The sequence below is a fragment of the Coleofasciculus sp. A1-SPW-01 genome (genome assembly GCF_040217205.1).
Lineage (GTDB): Bacteria > Cyanobacteriota > Cyanobacteriia > Cyanobacteriales > Coleofasciculaceae > Coleofasciculus > Coleofasciculus chthonoplastes_A.
The window spans coordinates 32,384-48,928 of the sequence record NZ_JAVJNP010000006.1; the positions used below are offsets into that span (position 1 = coordinate 32,384).

The window sequence follows — 16,545 nt, forward strand, 5'->3', positions numbered from 1 at the left end:
CTACAAACGCTTAATTGAGTGACATTTTACTTAAGATAGGAAGAATAAGTTTATAGTAAGCGGGTGGAGATAGTCATGCAGGAACAATTGCAACTGGCGATCGCACCCTATCGAGACGCCGTTGATTATGTGGAAATTCGGGTGGAGCAAAGTGAGCAAACGGCTATCTCGTTTCGGGGAGAACAACTGGATGCGGTAGACCGTAGCTTGAGTTTAGCGGGGGGAATTCGCGCTTGTCATCAGGGGGGATGGAGTTTTGTCACGTTTAATGGGTTGGCGGAGTTGCAGGATCGGATTGAAGCGGCGATTTCCCAAGCGCGGTTAGTGGGGAAAGACACCACAAGTTTAGCACCACTGGAACCAATTCAAGATTATGTGGCGGTGGAACTGGGTCGCGATCCCCGTGGTTTATCTCTGTTAGAAAAGCGTCAGTTAATCGCCGAGTATAATCGCCTATTACTAGAGTACGATCCGCGAATTCAAACCACAATGGTGGGATATCGCGATCGCTTCGGGATTACCTATTTTGTCAATTCTACAGGTTCCTGCATTGTCCAAGAACGGCTGGATATATCCGCCCGGTTTGGCGCGATCGCGCGAGGGGATGAAGGAATCGTGCGTCAAGGTTTTGAGTCGGTTCACTCCCGTTCCGATTACGATGCATTAGTGGGGTATATGATTCGCAATGGTAAGATTGCAGAACCTGTCAGCGATGTTACTCTCACCGGGAATGTGTTTCAAACCCTGAAAGATATTGACGCGATCGGCAATGATACACTCTACGTCAGTGGCGGGTGTGGTAAAGGCGGACAAATGCCTTTAGCCGTCAGCGTTGGTGGTCCCCATGTTCGGATTAAGGATGTCGTGGTTGGGGGGCGCTAGTGCAGCTTGGCAAAAATACTTGAGCAGCTTCGTAGATACGATGAAGCAGGGGGAGCAGAGGCAGCAGGGGAAGCAGGGGAAGCGGGGGAAGCGGGGGAAGCGGGGGGAGTTTAGCCACAATTGTAGGGGCGGGTTTAGGGACTAACCTTAGCTTGTCACCGATAACTGATCAACAAAACCCGCCCTCCTCACCGATAACTGATCAACAAAACCCGACTGATCAACGAAACCCGCCCTCCTCACCGATAACTGATCAACGAAACCCGACTGATCAACAAAACCCGCCCAAATGCCAACATTCAAAAAAGGTATTTTGGGGGGGTTGTTAAATTTTCCTGACATTCGGGGAATTTGATTGTCTCCTGTGTCAGGATTAATTGATATCTTAACTGAGTTTCAAATAGCTAGCTTCGGCTTCTAGCTGACGAACCAAAGCGTCATTGCCATTGGCTCTAGCGACTTCTATACGATGCTGCAAGTTCTTGTGCAAGCTTTGGCGATGGGTAGCTGCGGCTTCTTTTGCTTGTTTTTGTAGTTGTTTGTTCATGGTGAACAGTCCTTTAGCTTTACTTCTGGTATTGACTCTAATTTAAAAATACCACGAATAAAATAAAAAAAGATCACCTAAACGTAGTATTTAATACAGAAATTAGTAAAATTTTGATGTGGATAACCGTAAACAGAAGGCAGTGGTTCGACAGGCTCACCAACCAGGTTCGACAGGCTCACCAACCAGGTTCGACAGGCTCACCAACCAGGTTCGACAGACTCACCAACCAGGCAGAAGGTAGGGAGCAAGGCGTCAACCTAACCGCTCAATTTGCCCAACCCACTCTCCCCACCGTTGCGGAAGTTCATCAAGACAGGCTAATTCAAGCATAAAGCCTCGGTAACGACGGAGTGCGATCGCGTGAGCTTCGGGATAATCGGCGCAGCAATCAGAAATCACGGTAACCAAAAATCCCAACTGAGACGCAGAAGCGGCGGTTAACAGGACACAAACCGATGTCACCAATCCCGCCGTCAGGATGTATTTTTTCCCAGTGGAGCGCAGATAATCCAGCAACGGAGGATGATGGAACCCATCTTGCGTTTGCTTTTCCATAACCGTTTCTCCAGATTGCGCCGTCGCCACACTTAATACCTCGGCTCCTGGCGTTTCCCTGATACAAACCGCACGTCCCCGCAACCGATATCGCGGTAACCAATCGGAACCATCGGGGTTAAAAACTTCCCGCAGATGCACTACCTCGAGTCCCTCTTGACGACAGAAGCAAAGCAAACGAGCAATATTTGACTGGAAATCTGGAAACGCTTGTTCGAGTTCCGGATTCCAGAAATCCTGTTGCACATCGATTAACAGTAGGGCAAATTGCTGCCAATCTCGATTAACCATTTTTGATTTCTTCTGCTTTATAGCACTACGCAGACACGTTAGGACAAATTAAGAAAAATTCAAAATCGCTCAATCCCCTGATTTAGTAAGCTTTTTTCTTTACTATTGCCTAAGCTGTTCGGCATTTAAACCATAATGTCAAGAATTGCGAGATCCTTGTAGTGCGAGCATCTTGCTCGCTACTAATACCCAATTTAAATGCATTACAGCTTATTGCCTATTGCCTATTGCCTGGCGCGTAGCGCTATATCTATCATGGCGTGTGTGTAGGGGCGGGTTTCACTATTATCGTTTTTTGCCTCACCCAGATGCGACTAAACCCGCCCTGACCGAGTGCAAAAATTAAATCATATCTTCCCTATATCTTCTCCCTTGTCTCCTCCGCTCCCAGACGTGCCATGGCACGTCTCTACATTCCTAAAATTTCTTGCCACTCCTGATCGGATAACGGTTGGACAACAAACTCCACACCAAAACAATCAACTGCGGCTTGGGTTAGTGCTTCAATCACCGTTTGCCTTAAATTATCCCCTCGCTGAGTCAGAGGTAAATTGACAGGAGATGATTCGCCAAACACCTGAGCAAATAACTGAGTATCTGGCTCTAAGCGCATTGAACCATGTTGTAATATAGCGTCGCCACGTCGTAACTGAGCGCTGCCAATCAGTTTATACCCTTCAGTTGTGACCAAATCGGCACCTGTGGCTGTGGCAAAACAATTGGGATTGTGGTGATAATCTCGTCCCGCCTTACCATAGTGCAAATCGACGCCGAGCGATCGCCACCCCTGAATCAAAAATTTACAAATCTGCTGATAGGCTTCTATACGCTTATTACTGAGTCCTGAAGTTACCACCATATAGGTTAAATCACCTTGGTGTAGCACAGCACGTCCTCCTGTGGGACGCCTGACTAAGGGAATTGGTTTTCCGTTCCAGGTCAACGTTTGCCAAGCCGGAGACCAACGACGTTGATGATATCCGAGGGAAATTGTCGCAGATTCCCAGGTGTAAAACCGCAGAACTGGAGCATTCCTAGCACCTGTGTACCCAGAGGTGCCATGGCACGTCTCTACATTGCTCCCCTGCTGTTGTTCCAGAAGCCATTGGTCAATTGCCATCTGAAGCTGTCCGGAGAGGCATAGGGGAGGAATTAAACGCCACGGTGATTGGCTCGTCAGGATTGGTTTCATCGCTTCATCGAATTTTTAAAATTGTTGTCATACAGTAGACAAAACTTTACATTTTAATTTTGCCATTTCCATCTCCTTTTATCCTGTTTTAGCAGAACTGTAATACGTTTTAATACGACGCAATCTTAGAATTAATCTATTTATATTAGGTGCAAATATATTATCTATTATTTGATTATAAAAGCAAATAAGTGTATGTATTACAAACAAAGCAATGTATTACGATTTTCCTCTATTGCAAAAGGAAAAAAGTTTTTATAAAACTCTTAGTTATTTACCCACAACAACCTATCCACAGTGCTATTAATTGAATAGGAATGAATCAGGAAAAATAGAAATGCTAAATAGGGTGTAGCCGATCAGTCTTCCGTTAATTTGTCCAAGCTATGGTGCCGTCATGACCGTTAAATCAATTAAACCGAATGTTTCTTTTAGTTTGTTTACAGCATCTAAGCAAGTTCAATTTATTCAAACCTTAAAGCGGATTCGGTTTAGCGGTCATCTGATACTGACGAGTCCAGACCAGCAAAAATGGTTGTTTTTTCTATGCGATGGTCATCTGATGTATGCCATGGGTGGCACTCATCCAGTGAGACGGTGGCTGAGAAATATAGCCACCCACAGTCCTCAGTTAACGTTAGATCGATTAACCATACAGCGTGATTTAAGCGAATTCAATCAAGCGAATTGTCAAACGTCTTGGCAATATTATCTGTTGAGTTTATGGGTAAAACAACAGAAGATCACACCTGAACAGACGAAGAACTTGATTCAATCGGTGATTACGGAAGTTTTGTTTGATATCGCCCATGCCAAGCAAACCACCTACCAAATTAAACAGGATAACACCTTATCCACCCAGCTTCCTGTTGTTGATGTAGAAATGGCGATCGCACAAACTGATAAGTTATGGCAGGCTTGGCATCACGATTTGGTCGCAGAATATTCTCCTAACCTGGCTCCCGTTATTAGACAGCCCAAAGCCTTGGAAGCCCGGACGTCAGAGGCAGTTTACCACCTCCTGAGCAAACTTTTGGACGGCAAACATACACTGCGGGATGTGGCGGTGCAGATGAAGCGGGATGTCTTGCAAGTAACTCGTTCTCTGTTGCCTTATATTCGCTGGGGATTAGTGGAGTTAATTTCTATCCCTGATTTACCGAGTCCCGTCAAGCAAGAGAGTTCAGAAAATCCATCCACTACCACACAATCCACCCAGCCACTAATTGCTTGTGTGGATGACAGTCCCTTGGTTTGCCACACCATGGAAAAACTCCTCACCGCCAGTGGTTATCGATCGCTGGTTATCGACGATGGCTTACGTGCGATCGCGCTTGTGATTGCTCGTAAACCTGATGTAATCTTTCTCGATTTAGTGATGCCGAATACCAATGGCTATGAGATTTGCGCCAAATTACGCAAATTGCAAGCATTCCAAACTACGCCAATTGTGATTTTGACTGGGAAAGATGGCATTGTTGATCGCGTTCGAGCCAAATTAGTGGGCGCATCTGATTTCTTGAATAAACCCATTGATGCGGGAACTGTACTTAATGTGATCAGCAAGCATCTTAAGCAGGGTGTTGTTGGTCATTAGTCAGTGGTTTTAGGTGAAAATCACTGACTAACAACAAAAATTCAATCAAAACCATCCATTCTTATTTTACGCGAGGTAAATATCATGGGAACTGTTCTAGTTGTTGAAGATTCTGCCACCGACATGCAAATCATCATTAATTGTCTCCAGCAAGGAGGTATTAATGTATTGACGGCTGACAGTGGTGAAGCCGCCCTAGAAAAATTGAATACCCACAAACCAGATGTGATTGTCCTAGATGTTGTCCTTCCAGGATGCAGTGGGTTTGAAGTCTGTCGTGATCTCAAAGCTGCCGCGAATACCAGCAAGATTCCCATTGTAATCTGCTCAACTAAAAGCGGTGAGATGGATAAATTCTGGGGCATGAAACAAGGAGCTGATGCCTATCTGGCGAAACCCGTTGATCAAGAGGAATTGCTCCGTACCGTTAAACAATTAACGCTGCGATAGGCGTAATGTCCATTCAGTCTAGATTAGTTATCCATGGATTGAGTTGCCAAGACAAGCCTTGATCCGTAAATAATCTAGACTAACCCTTCCATTTATTTTTTCATGAGGTTAAGACTATGGGGACTGCTTTAGTTGTTGAAGATTGCTTGACAGATTTACAAATCATTACTCAATGCTTACAGCAAGAAGGAATCAAAGTTCTCACTGCTGATAGTGGTGAAGATGCGTTGATGAAATTGAGCAGCCAAAAACCAGATGTCATTGTTCTAGATGTTGTGCTACCGGGTCGGAGTGGATTTGAGGTTTGCCGAGACATTAAAGATGCCGCTAATACCAAAAGCATCCCTGTGGTTATTTGCTCGACCAAACATGGCGAAATGGATAAATTTTGGGGAATGAAGCAAGGTGCTGATGCCTACATTGGTAAACCGATTGATCAAGCCGAACTTTTACGCACAGTGAAACAGCTAATCAGAAGCTAATCAACGAGAGAAAGTAGAAGGATCTCATCTAAGTTTAGCCAAGGTCGTACAAGTATCTTTCTCCTTTGACAAAATAGGTCAACAAGATACTCACACTGCCTAAGTTGTAGAGAATGTCAATGTCCAACGTCTTACTCAGCTCAAATAGTTCATTACCGACTATCCCAATCTCAGAACAATTATCGAGTCTGGCTACCCAGGCAAATGAACAGTTTTTGCGCTTTCATTTGTTACCGGATACCACCGCTTTATTACCCATTCATCAACTGACTGAAGTATTGACGATTCCTAGAGGTCAAATTGTCCCAATTTTTCAAATGCCAGCTTGGGTAATGGGGGCTTACAATTGGCGGGGTGAAGTCTTATGGATGGTTGATTTAGGTCATTTAGTCGGGCTTACGCCGTGGTATCAACAAGCGGCTAGTGGTTCAGCTTATACGGCGATTGTGCTGCAAGCCAAAACCAAATCGTCAACTTCAACCCAAGCCAACAGCGAAATGCTAGGACTCGTGGTAAACCGAGTTGAAGATATTGAATGGTGTCATGCCGATTGGATTCAATCTCCTCCCTCCGCTAGTGTTACCCCGGAACTGGTGCCATTCTTGCGCGGGTACTGGTTGAAAAATAATGGTGAAATGCTCGTGATTATTGATGGAAACGCGATTATTGCATCGATGCCCAAGCAATCTGTTTAAGGGGTAAGGTAACAAATGTGTAATGTCGAGGAATTTTCGCTTATCCCATTTTGTAGAAGCGTATCATCTTAGTCTGTAGGGGCGGGTTTAACTATTCCCTTGGCTCTTTCACCCCGATGCGACTAAACCCCCCCTGATCAAGTGTTTAGTTTTCCATGTTTTCGATCTAACTCATCAAGTTCAAATCAGGGTGTTCTACCTTTCCACGATTAATTCATTGTTGTTTCAGTTTACTGAATTTACACGACCGATTATTGAATAGGACTGCCTCGCATTTAGTGGCAGTTAGATTTTCCGCCAAAAGGCTTATCAGATTTTATCTCCTATCGTAGAAGCCCTGCCAATGGAAATAGGCACGGTGGCAAACCGTAGGAAATGAATTCTCATAAGTCCAGTTTTGAGCAATTTGCCAACTTCTCCGTATTTTGTATTAAAGAGGTTCGATTCATGACTAGACTTTCTCCCAAACCTGATACCAATGGTCGCGGTTCTTACTCGCAGAATCTACCCCCTGAGACTCAACCCTATTCCAGTGACTATCCCCCATCGATGCCCTATCGAACGTCTGGGACTGCTGATCAATCTCTACCTAAATTGCCTGCACTCGAGGCGATGGGAAAAACGCCAGAACAGCGTTCAAACCGTCGCGGGTTGCTGTCTAGTCTGCGAAGTAAAGCGATTGGTTTAGCACTAGCCATTGGAACATTACCCGTATTGGCAGTGGGGGCGACTGCCTACTTTACAGCCAGTGGCGGGATGTATAAACAAGTGGTGAGCAACGAACAAACGAACACAATTGACTTGGAAGACAAGTTAGAGGCATTCATGGCAGAACGCTACAGTGACATTCAAGTTATGGCAGAAGTTCCGGTGTTTAATAATGCTGAACTGGTGAAGAGTACACCCAAGGCAGAAAAGGAACGTCTGCTTAATGCCTATGAGAAACTGTACGGCAGTTACGACAGTATTGGTGTGTTTGACCTCCAGGGTAACGTTCTTGCCCAATCAGACTCTGGAGAAATTCTCGAAAATCACTCTGACCGAGACTATTTTCAAGAAGTATTGAGAACGGATCAGATCTACATCACGGAACCACGGCTCTCTGAAACGACTAACAGGTACGGTATCTATATAGCCGCACCGATTAAGGATTCCGTGACAGGTAAAACCATTGGCATTATCCGCACCCGTGAGCCGATGGAACGAGTGAATGGAATTTTCGGTGTAACCAAAGAGCGACAACAAGAATTTCACCTGATTGATTCGTCAGGTAACGTGGTGGCTGCAGAAGATCCTAATGATGTGGGTCAAACATTTGAGGAAAAGTTTCCCAAGCTGTATAGTCAAGTTCAACAAAACCAGGCAGAAATCTTGACCATTGTTGAACAGCGAACTGGACGGGAAGACGTTATTACTTACGCCCCTACAGAAAACTTAGCTGAACTGTATAACCTGAACTGGGCGCTAATTATTGTCCGTCCTTCTGAGGTGGCGTTTGCACCGCAACGGAATATGCTCTGGACTCTGGGATTAGGGACAGGGGGTGCCGCCTTAATGGTTGGTGCAGTCGCGACGTTCGTGGCAGGTAACGCTACCCGACCGATTGTGGATGCAGCCGGTGCGGTGTCAAAAATTGGTCAAGGTGACTTGGATGTTCGCTTACAGGTGAAAGGAGAGGACGAACTGGCTACTCTCGGTGCAAACATTAACGATATGGCGGGTCAGTTAGAGGTATTTATCCAAGAACAAGAACTCGCTGCCGAACAAGCCCGTTTACTGGCAGATATTACAGGTTCTCGCACCTTGAAATCCCAGGAAATCCGCGATCTCTTCCAGAAAGCGGTTGAGGAAACTCGTAAAATCCTTAAGGCTGAACGAGTGATGATCTTCCAATTTAACCCCGATGGTAGCAGCTATGTTGCGGCTGAATCTGTCGCCATGGGTTGGCCCCGTAGCCTGAATGACAAGATTGAAGAACTCACTCTGTCTGAGGAACGACGCCAGACGTATAAAGAAGCCCGTGTTGTCGCCACCAATCATGTCTTTGAAGCGGATTTAGTACCAGAGGAACAAAAATTAATGGCACGTTTGGGTGTCAAAGCCAACTTAGAAGTGCCGATTCTCCACGAAGGTCAACCTTTTGCTTTGATCATGGCGAACCAATGTTCGGTTCCTCGTGAATGGCAAACTGCAGAAGTCAACTTCTTTAAACAGTTAGGGGGTCAGATTGGACTGGTAATCGACCGAGTAATGCTCCTAGAAACTACCGACAAACTGGCGCAAGAACAACGGGAGTTGAAAGAAGGCTTACAACAACGCGCTTTAGAACTCCTGAAGGAAGTAGACCCAATTAGTAAAGGTGACTTAACCATTCGGGCGCGAGTCACAGCGGATGAAATCGGTACGGTTGCTGACTCGTACAACGCCACGGTAGGAAACTTACGCAAGATTGTCGAACAGGTGCAAAAAGCGGCGACTCAGGTGGCAACAACCACAAGCAGCAACGAAGTGGCGGTTCAATCCCTATCCCAAGAAGCCTTGATGCAAGCCGAGCAAATTTCCTACGCTCTTAGCCGTGCCCAAGAAATGGCAGAAACAGTACGCATGGTTGCCGCCCACGCTGAACAAGCAGAATTGGCAGTGCAAGAAGCCTCTCAGACTGTGGCAGAAGGGGACGACAATATGAACCGCACTGTTGAAGGGATTCTAGCAATCCGTGAAACTGTAGCAGAAACAGCGAAAAAAGTCAAACACTTGGGTGAATCATCCCAAAAGATTTCCACCGTTGTTAACCTGATTAGCACCTTTGCCGCCCAAACCAACCTGCTAGCGCTGAACGCCTCCATTGAGGCAGCCCGCGCCGGAGAAGAAGGACGAGGGTTCGCGGTGGTTGCGGACGAAGTACGTGCCTTGGCGCGGCAATCGGCAGAAGCGACAGCAGAAATTGAAAAACTGGTGGCGGCGATTCAAGGGGAAACCAATGAAGTGGTTGCGGCGATGGAAGCAGGGACAGAACAGGTGGTTACGGGTACAAAATTAGTGGACGAAACTCGTGCCTCTCTGAACAAAATTGCCACAGCTTCTAACCAGATTAACCAATTGGTTGAAGCGATTGCCAACGCCACAGTTGTTCAATCCCGAGCCTCTGAAGATGTGACCCAAACGATGACCAATGTGGCAGACATTGCTGCCCGAACATCAGAAGAAGCACGTTTCGTTTCGTCTTCGTTTGAACAACTACGAAGCGTTGCCCAAGCCCTCCAAGCTGACGTAGGTCAGTTTAAGTTGAAGTAACCATCAGTTATTGGTCATTTGTTGATTCATTTCATTTAAGAGTTTAGGGGCGACCCGCTTGCATCAATCAACAACTGTGTCCACTCAATTTGATCGGGTCGCCCTTTATTCAACTTAAGGCTGGTGGGCAGTGCCCACCCTACAGTAGACATTCAACTTAAGGCTGGTGGGCAGTGCCCACCCTACAGTAGACAAATGACTAATGACCACGGACAAAGGACGAAGGACAAATGACACTCAACCCCGATATTCGCGATCAAGCCTATCAATTCTTTATTGAAGAAGCACCGGAACTCTTACAAAATATTGAAGCGGGCTTGCTTAACCTGCGTCAGGATCGGAGCACGGCAAATGTCCATGGAATGATGCGAGCAGCTCATTCCTTAAAAGGAGGTTCAGCGAGTGTAGAATTGGAGGCGATTAAGACTATCGCTCATCGCCTAGAAAATATTTTTAAGGCACTCTACAACAAAACTGTTGAAATTGATACAGACTTAGAGAGTCAATTGCTGCAAGCGTATGACTGTTTGCGTCTGCCATTGATGGAGCAAATTGCCACCAATCAGTTTGATCAAGAGCAATCCTTAGCGATTGCTGAACCGATTTTTGCTCAGATTGAAACCCGGTTAGGTGATGCCTTAACTCAGGCAGATAATTTTATCCCCAGTTCATCAGAATTAGGGGTAGATATGGCATTATCCATCTTTGAAGTGGATGTGGAACAAGGTTTGGAATTACTGTCTCAAGTTGTAGCAGATCCAGATCATCATCCGGTAGCCGGAGAGTTACGGGCGCAAGCAGATGTATTTGCGGGGTTTGCCGAACTTTTAAATCTACCCGGATTTGGCGCGATCGCACAGATGGCAATTACGGCGCTAAATGCCCACCCAGACAAGGCGTTAGAGATTACTCAAGTTGCCCTGGCTGATTTTGATGCAGGTAGACTGGCAGTGTTAAATGGCGATCGCAGCCAAGGTGGTACACCATCGCCTGAGTTAGTCGCCTTAGCTGGGGAAGCTGGGGAAGCTGGGGAAGCTGGGGAAGCCGGGGAAGCTGGGGAAGCTGGGGAAGCCGGGGAAGCCGGGGAAGCTGGGGAAGCCGGGGAAGCTGGGGAAGCTGGGGAAGCTGGGGGAGAAGAATTTAAATTTAGAGCTTATCCGAGCAGTATTGAGACCCCTCCCCCAGCCCCTCCCCTCAAAGGAGAGGGGAGTCAGACTATCTCTTCTCCCTCTTCTCCCTCTTCTCCCCCTTCCCTTGCAGGGAAGGGGGCTGGGGGGTTAGGTTTCCCAGCATCCGAGGAATCGCTGTCTCCTTCGTCTTTGGATGCCGATGCTGAACCGCTTGTAGCCGATTTAGAAGAGGAGGTTCCCTCCTTAGAGGATGTGTTTGGGGAAGTAGAAGCCGACACCAGTCAGGAAGAAGAAGTAGAACCAGAACCGGAAGAGGAATTAACAGCAGCGTCGGCATCGAGTCTAAGTATACCTGCACCAGAAACCCTGGAAGACGCGATCGCATCCATTGGACAAGTGTATGAGGAATTGCCAGAAGTTGAAGATCTGCCTGCACCTGCGGCGAGTGATGACGCAACTCTCGCCGTTACCTCTAATAGTCTGGTTCCCTCAAAACGGGGTTCGAGTGAACTCTCTGCCACTCATCCATCAGCCCAACCCACATCCGAGAACCAAGAACCTGAATCGGTATCGCCGAAACGTTCTAAATCTAAACAGGAAGCAGCGACACCTCACCTATCCGTGCGGGTTGACTCGGAACGCTTAGAACGCATGAATAACCTGGTGGGTGAGTTAGCGATTAACCGGAATGGGTTATCCCTGCAACACCAGCAACTACAACGATCTGTGCGAGAGTTATTAGAACGATTTAGCCGGGTGCAAACCATGGTGAATCATTTGCGGGAACTCTCGGACAAGATGCTAATTTCACCGGAACGTTATAACCCCCAGATCAATATCGCCCTGCTGAATCAACTGACGGAATTTGTCAGTCGCACCGAAGAGTTTGATTCCCTGGAATTGGATAACTATAGTATCCTCAATTCTCGACTGCAACAGCTTATTGAAGATATGGTGCAGGTGGAAGAATCGGTGGATGATGTCGCCCTATTTGCCAAGCAATCGGATCAAACTCTGGAACAGCAACGGCAAATGCTGACCAGTTTACGGGATGAGTTGATGTGGGCGCGGATGTTGCCCTTGGGTGAGGTTCTCAACCGTTATCCGCGTGTGATCCGCGATTTGTCTACTCGGTATAAAAAATCGGTTAATTTGAAACTGAATGGGACGAATGTTCTGGTAGATAAAGCGGCGTTAGAAAAACTCTATGATCCGCTAATGCATTTACTTCGCAATGCCTTTGATCATGGCATTGAATTACCAGAGGTGAGGCGTCAGCAGGGGAAACCTGAAGTCGGGCAAATTGAAATTCGCGCCTATCACCAAGGCAGTCAAACCATTATAGAGGTCAAAGATGATGGTCAAGGATTAAATACTAAACGGATTGGTCAACAGGCGGTTGATATGGGATTGGTGTCACCGGAACAACTGACGACGCTGACGCCGAATCGATTATTTGAGTTTCTGTTTGAACCTGGATTTTCTACGGCGGAACAAGTGAGTGAATTGTCGGGGCGAGGAGTAGGATTGGATGTGGTGCGATCGCAGATGCGTTCCTTAAAAGGGACGATTTCGGTTCATTCATCTCCTGGTGTGGGGACAACGTTTACCTTACGCCTACCGTTAACCCTTACCATTGGTAAATTACTCGTCTGTTTCGTTGGTTCTACGGCGTTGGCGTTACCCTCAGACAGTGTAGAAGAAATTGTTATTCCCAAAGGGAATCAAGTCAAAACCACCGGAGAACAGCGATTTCTACGCTGGCGGGGTCAAATTGTTCCCACCTATCGGTTAACGGATTTATTGGATTATGCTTGTCCCTTACCCGAAACCTGTCCCAGTCAGGCGTTGGTTTCGGTTCCCTCACCAACCGATTGGGCGTTACCGATGCTGGTTTTGCGTCAAGATCAATATGTTCTCGCCCTAGAAATTGATCGCCTGGTGACAGAACAGGAATTAGTAATTAAACCCTTCGGCAGTGCGATCGCGCCTCCTAGTTTTACTTATGGTTGTACTATCTTAGGGGACGGCAGTTTAATCCCCGTGATTGATGGCGCTGTGTTAATGGATCAGCTTTTAGGTCAAAGCAGCCAGTCAATCTCAATTACATCCAGCAACCGCACTCTTGTGAGCATGAGCGACTCTCCTACTGCTCACACAAATGATAAAGTCCAAACCGCGAAAGCCCCCACCGTCTTAGTCGTAGATGACGCGGTAGCATTACGGCGAACTCTCGCCCTCACCTTAGAACGAGCTGGATGTCGGGTATTACAAGCCAGAGATGGACGAGAAGCGCTGGAACAATTACGGCAAACCTCAGCGATTAATTTAGTGGTTTGTGACATTGAAATGCCCAACATGAACGGGTTTGAATTTCTCGGTCAACGTCGCCAAGATCCCCAGATTTCAAAAGTTCCCGTGGTGATGTTAACCTCCCGCAGTAACGATAAACATCGCTGGTTAGCACGGCATTTAGGCGCAAATGCGTATTTCACCAAACCTTATCTGGAACAAGAATTTTTAGGTGCGATCGAACAAATTTTAACCCAGGATAAGTCACAACAGCCGCAATTGCAACCCTCTTGATCTTGATGGGGTAAACGGGGAAGCTGAGGGAGCCAAATCTCTGTGTAATCAGTGTAACTAACTTCTCACTTCCCCACCCCACTCTCGCCAATGAATCTGTGAAATCAGTGTTTTGACAAAGGACAAATGACAAATGGCAACATTAGTTACTCAATTTCAACCCAACGATACTGATTTAGCCCAATCTAGACAGGTTATTCCATCTTTAAAATTCATTGTCTTCAGTATGGGAAATCTGCATCTAGCCTTACGCATTGAGTCAGTTTATAAAGTCGTGGATCACACGCCAATCTACAGTAGTGGGCTGAATCATGTCGGCGTTGCTCATTTAGGCGATCGCGAAGTTACAGTTGTAGACTTGTATTGGCGATTTTTCAAGCAAAGCCCGATTCAGGAATCCAGCACGGGCGGGTATTTGATTGTGGTTAGAAACACGACAGGGGACTTATATGGAATTCCGGTAACTGACACACCAATGTTAATGGAAATACCCTTATCAGCCATTCGTTTACTACCCGAATCCTATCGACGAGCCGATACCCTAGAAGTTGCAAGTCATGTAGCCGTTATTCCCCAGGATAAAGAATCGATTACTGTATTTTTACTCGATGTCGATTTACTGATGCCAATCTTCCAGGAAATTGGCATCTTAACACACAACGTATGAAACAAGTTTGAACCTGAATTCGTGGAAAAACCGTAGGGGCGCACAGACGTGCGCCCTTTGCCAATGTGTGTCCTTACCGCCTGTATAGCGCTATGCGCTAGGCTTTCTTTCAATACTCGGACTTCGGCGTGAGGCTTCGACGGTGAGCGCGGCAACTGAACCTGTCGAAATTCAGGGTCAAAGCGATTTCAATTTTTCTTCTTTTGTCCTAGCGTGTGTGCGTAGTGCTATATCTCATCCATTTAAGAAACGCGATAATAATCCAGTCGAGTATGGTGTTTTGCCCCAAAAATCACCGATAATAAAATTAATTCAGCTCGTTTACACAGCGATGGACACTCTAACTCTAAACGTACCCCCCACCGTCGGTCTAACCGACGAGCAATTTTACCAACTTTGTGTCGCGAATGAGCAATGGTGCTTAGAACTAACCGCTGATGGAGAACTAATCATTATGCCCCCAACAGGTGGAGAAAGTGGTATTAGGAATGCCGATTTAACCACAGATTTGACGCTATGGAATCGTCAAAACAGACTGGGAAAAGTGTTTGACTCATCCACTGAGTTTCGATTACCCAATAATGCCAAACGTTGTCCCAATGTATCCTGGGTAATTCTTCAACGATGGGAAGCCTTATCTCCTGAACAACGGCGACGTTTTCCTCCCTTATGTCCAGACTTTGTGATTGAACTTCGTTCTGAAAGTGATTCGCTTAAAGACTTACGTGCCAAAATGTTAGAGTACCGAGATAATGGCGCTCGTTTAGGTTGGCTGATTGACCCCCAAACCCCCCTGGTGGAAATTTATCGACCGACTGTTGATGTAGAACAAATCAATTTCTCGATTGACGAACCACCTACACTGTCAGGTGAAGATGTGTTACCTGGCTTTGTCCTCGATTTAACTGTCATCCTGAACCCTTAAAGTTCACTTATTGGTGAGGGAGGGCGGGTTTTGTTGAACATTTATTGGTGCATATTTGAATTAAGTCCCTAAACCCGCCCCTACCATCAGGGTTTTGTTTATGGGTTACAGCTCTTTGCGCTGTAATAAAGTACAAAATCCTGGTAGTGCGAGCATCTTGCTCGCTGCTAATACCCAATTTAAATGCATGACAGCTTAAGCTTACCTTAAGACCAAACCAAATCTAGCTTAACTACCCCTTTGTAATCCAGTCCTGGTTAAGCGGAATTTGTTTGTGTAGCCGCGACTTCCAATCGCCAGAGCAATTTATTAATTAAAACTATGGTGCAGAATTCCAATCTTTCACTGGTGCAAATTCAAGACATTTATCCTTCCTTACATTCCCACATCACGCTTTATATGTTGGAGAATTTTGGGGCAACAGTTAAAATTCTGAGTCCCCATCCGCCTCAAGACCTAATTGTGCAAATCTGGACGAATGCTTTAACCAAATTCAATAGTGAAGGGGATTGGCATGGTATCAATTTAACCTACACTCCCGAAGAATCCCAGCAAGTCTCTGTATTCCAAGGCTCATTTATGCCAACGGCTCCAGGAGACTTTCAATTTACCTATCGATTTAGCCTGAAAAATGACGAAAATACATGGCAATGGGCAGGACAATTTCAGGAAAATGGTTACCTTAAAGTAGAACTGCCTTCTCCAGACAGGCAATGGACACAAGGACCCAATTTTGTCGAAGTTTTTCCTAATATCTATGTCGGCAATTTTATCGCCGCATCCCAAGCGGCATCTCTAGGTATCGATGCTGTGCTGAATTTAGGGGAGGAATTGACCTTAATGTTTCCCGAATCTTATCCTATTGCTTATAGAAAAATGGGGACTTTAGACGGCGCATCGAATCCGATTGCCGATGAATTGTTGTTAGCCGCTGTTCAGTGGATTGATGAACAAGTGCAGCAAGGCAAAAAGAAGATATTGCTTAATTGTCGTGCTGGGATTGGTCGCAGTGGTTCCGTAGGTGTTGCCTATTGTTTCTGGAAAAATCCCCAGTGGACTTATCAACAAACCTTAGACTACATTTGGAGTAAAAAGCCCAATATTTATCCCCACTCTCAATTGCAAGACAGCTTAGAACGCCTCTTTCCTCGCTCAACGTCAAGGTAAGGGAAAAAACCTGCCCTGACCCCAACCGCTAATTTGTATAATTCAGTTGGTGTGGGTTTTAGGTGAGTTGGTCGAGTTGCGT

14 protein-coding genes are annotated in these 16,545 nt (G+C 46.1%); 10 read left to right on the forward strand and 4 right to left on the reverse strand.

The window, feature by feature from the left end:
• Positions 1–75 precede the first annotated feature (75 nt).
• Positions 76–882, forward strand: coding sequence for a metallopeptidase TldD-related protein (locus RH949_RS00555; RefSeq protein WP_446351606.1), 807 nt, complete (start codon positions 76–78; stop codon positions 880–882).
• 147 nt (positions 883–1,029) lie between these two features.
• On the opposite strand, the gene RH949_RS00560 is transcribed toward RH949_RS00555, so the two are convergent.
• From RH949_RS00560 to RH949_RS00575, 4 genes are all read right to left on the reverse strand, one after another.
• Positions 1,030–1,224 carry a hypothetical protein gene (locus RH949_RS00560; RefSeq protein WP_446351607.1) on the reverse strand — a complete coding sequence of 65 codons (195 nt, stop codon included), beginning with the start codon at positions 1,222–1,224 and terminating at the stop codon, positions 1,030–1,032.
• A gap of 43 nt (positions 1,225–1,267) precedes the next feature.
• Positions 1,268–1,429, reverse strand: coding sequence for an arginine synthesis PII-interacting regulator PirA (gene pirA / locus RH949_RS00565; protein WP_006099655.1), 162 nt, complete (start codon positions 1,427–1,429; stop codon positions 1,268–1,270).
• A gap of 255 nt (positions 1,430–1,684) precedes the next feature.
• Entirely contained in the window at positions 1,685–2,278 is a 594-nt protein-coding gene (locus RH949_RS00570) for a cysteine hydrolase family protein (protein WP_446351608.1), read from the reverse strand.
• A 409-nt stretch (positions 2,279–2,687) separates the two neighbouring features.
• Positions 2,688–3,470: a lipoate--protein ligase family protein gene (locus RH949_RS00575; RefSeq protein WP_446351609.1), complete on the reverse strand. Its 783-nt coding sequence runs from the start codon at positions 3,468–3,470 to the stop codon at positions 2,688–2,690.
• Between the two features lie 397 nt (positions 3,471–3,867).
• Here RH949_RS00575 and RH949_RS00580 point away from each other — a divergent pair, with 397 nt between their 5' ends.
• The 9 genes from RH949_RS00580 (at position 3,868) to RH949_RS00620 (ending at position 16,463) form a co-directional block, all read left to right on the forward strand.
• On the forward strand, positions 3,868–5,067 hold the full coding sequence (locus tag RH949_RS00580; protein ID WP_006099787.1) for a response regulator: 1,200 nt from the start codon (positions 3,868–3,870) through the stop codon (positions 5,065–5,067).
• An 84-nt stretch (positions 5,068–5,151) separates the two neighbouring features.
• A complete protein-coding gene (locus tag RH949_RS00585) occupies positions 5,152–5,517 on the forward strand; it encodes a response regulator transcription factor (RefSeq protein WP_006099927.1) in 366 nt (121 codons plus the stop codon).
• Positions 5,518–5,633: 116 nt separating this feature from the next.
• Positions 5,634–5,999: a response regulator transcription factor gene (locus RH949_RS00590; protein WP_006099921.1), complete on the forward strand. Its 366-nt coding sequence runs from the start codon at positions 5,634–5,636 to the stop codon at positions 5,997–5,999.
• 119 nt (positions 6,000–6,118) lie between these two features.
• Entirely contained in the window at positions 6,119–6,694 is a 576-nt protein-coding gene (locus RH949_RS00595; RefSeq protein ID WP_006099762.1) for a chemotaxis protein CheW, read from the forward strand.
• Between the two features lie 447 nt (positions 6,695–7,141).
• Positions 7,142–9,988, forward strand: coding sequence for a methyl-accepting chemotaxis protein (locus tag RH949_RS00600; protein ID WP_446351610.1), 2,847 nt, complete (start codon positions 7,142–7,144; stop codon positions 9,986–9,988).
• A 230-nt stretch (positions 9,989–10,218) separates the two neighbouring features.
• Entirely contained in the window at positions 10,219–13,704 is a 3,486-nt protein-coding gene (locus RH949_RS00605) for a response regulator (protein ID WP_446351611.1), read from the forward strand.
• Positions 13,705–13,837: 133 nt separating this feature from the next.
• The gene (locus RH949_RS00610) at positions 13,838–14,371 is read left to right on the forward strand and encodes a chemotaxis protein CheW (protein WP_006099970.1); all 534 of its coding nucleotides are present in this window, start codon (positions 13,838–13,840) and stop codon (positions 14,369–14,371) included.
• Between the two features lie 331 nt (positions 14,372–14,702).
• Positions 14,703–15,296, forward strand: coding sequence for a Uma2 family endonuclease (locus RH949_RS00615; protein ID WP_446351636.1), 594 nt, complete (start codon positions 14,703–14,705; stop codon positions 15,294–15,296).
• Between the two features lie 321 nt (positions 15,297–15,617).
• Positions 15,618–16,463: a dual specificity protein phosphatase family protein gene (locus RH949_RS00620; RefSeq protein WP_446351612.1), complete on the forward strand. Its 846-nt coding sequence runs from the start codon at positions 15,618–15,620 to the stop codon at positions 16,461–16,463.
• Positions 16,464–16,545 lie beyond the last annotated feature (82 nt).

Coding starts and splice junctions, on each gene's coding strand:
- RH949_RS00555 (WP_446351606.1), top strand. CDS start 76: ATGCAGGAACAATTGCAACTGGCGATCGCACCCTATCGAGACGCCGTT.
- RH949_RS00560 (WP_446351607.1), bottom strand. CDS start 1,224: ATGTCAGGAAAATTTAACAACCCCCCCAAAATACCTTTTTTGAATGTT.
- pirA (WP_006099655.1), bottom strand. CDS start 1,429: ATGAACAAACAACTACAAAAACAAGCAAAAGAAGCCGCAGCTACCCAT.
- RH949_RS00570 (WP_446351608.1), bottom strand. CDS start 2,278: ATGGTTAATCGAGATTGGCAGCAATTTGCCCTACTGTTAATCGATGTG.
- RH949_RS00575 (WP_446351609.1), bottom strand. CDS start 3,470: ATGAAACCAATCCTGACGAGCCAATCACCGTGGCGTTTAATTCCTCCC.
- RH949_RS00580 (WP_006099787.1), top strand. CDS start 3,868: ATGACCGTTAAATCAATTAAACCGAATGTTTCTTTTAGTTTGTTTACA.
- RH949_RS00585 (WP_006099927.1), top strand. CDS start 5,152: ATGGGAACTGTTCTAGTTGTTGAAGATTCTGCCACCGACATGCAAATC.
- RH949_RS00590 (WP_006099921.1), top strand. CDS start 5,634: ATGGGGACTGCTTTAGTTGTTGAAGATTGCTTGACAGATTTACAAATC.
- RH949_RS00595 (WP_006099762.1), top strand. CDS start 6,119: ATGTCCAACGTCTTACTCAGCTCAAATAGTTCATTACCGACTATCCCA.
- RH949_RS00600 (WP_446351610.1), top strand. CDS start 7,142: ATGACTAGACTTTCTCCCAAACCTGATACCAATGGTCGCGGTTCTTAC.
- RH949_RS00605 (WP_446351611.1), top strand. CDS start 10,219: ATGACACTCAACCCCGATATTCGCGATCAAGCCTATCAATTCTTTATT.
- RH949_RS00610 (WP_006099970.1), top strand. CDS start 13,838: ATGGCAACATTAGTTACTCAATTTCAACCCAACGATACTGATTTAGCC.
- RH949_RS00615 (WP_446351636.1), top strand. CDS start 14,703: ATGGACACTCTAACTCTAAACGTACCCCCCACCGTCGGTCTAACCGAC.
- RH949_RS00620 (WP_446351612.1), top strand. CDS start 15,618: ATGGTGCAGAATTCCAATCTTTCACTGGTGCAAATTCAAGACATTTAT.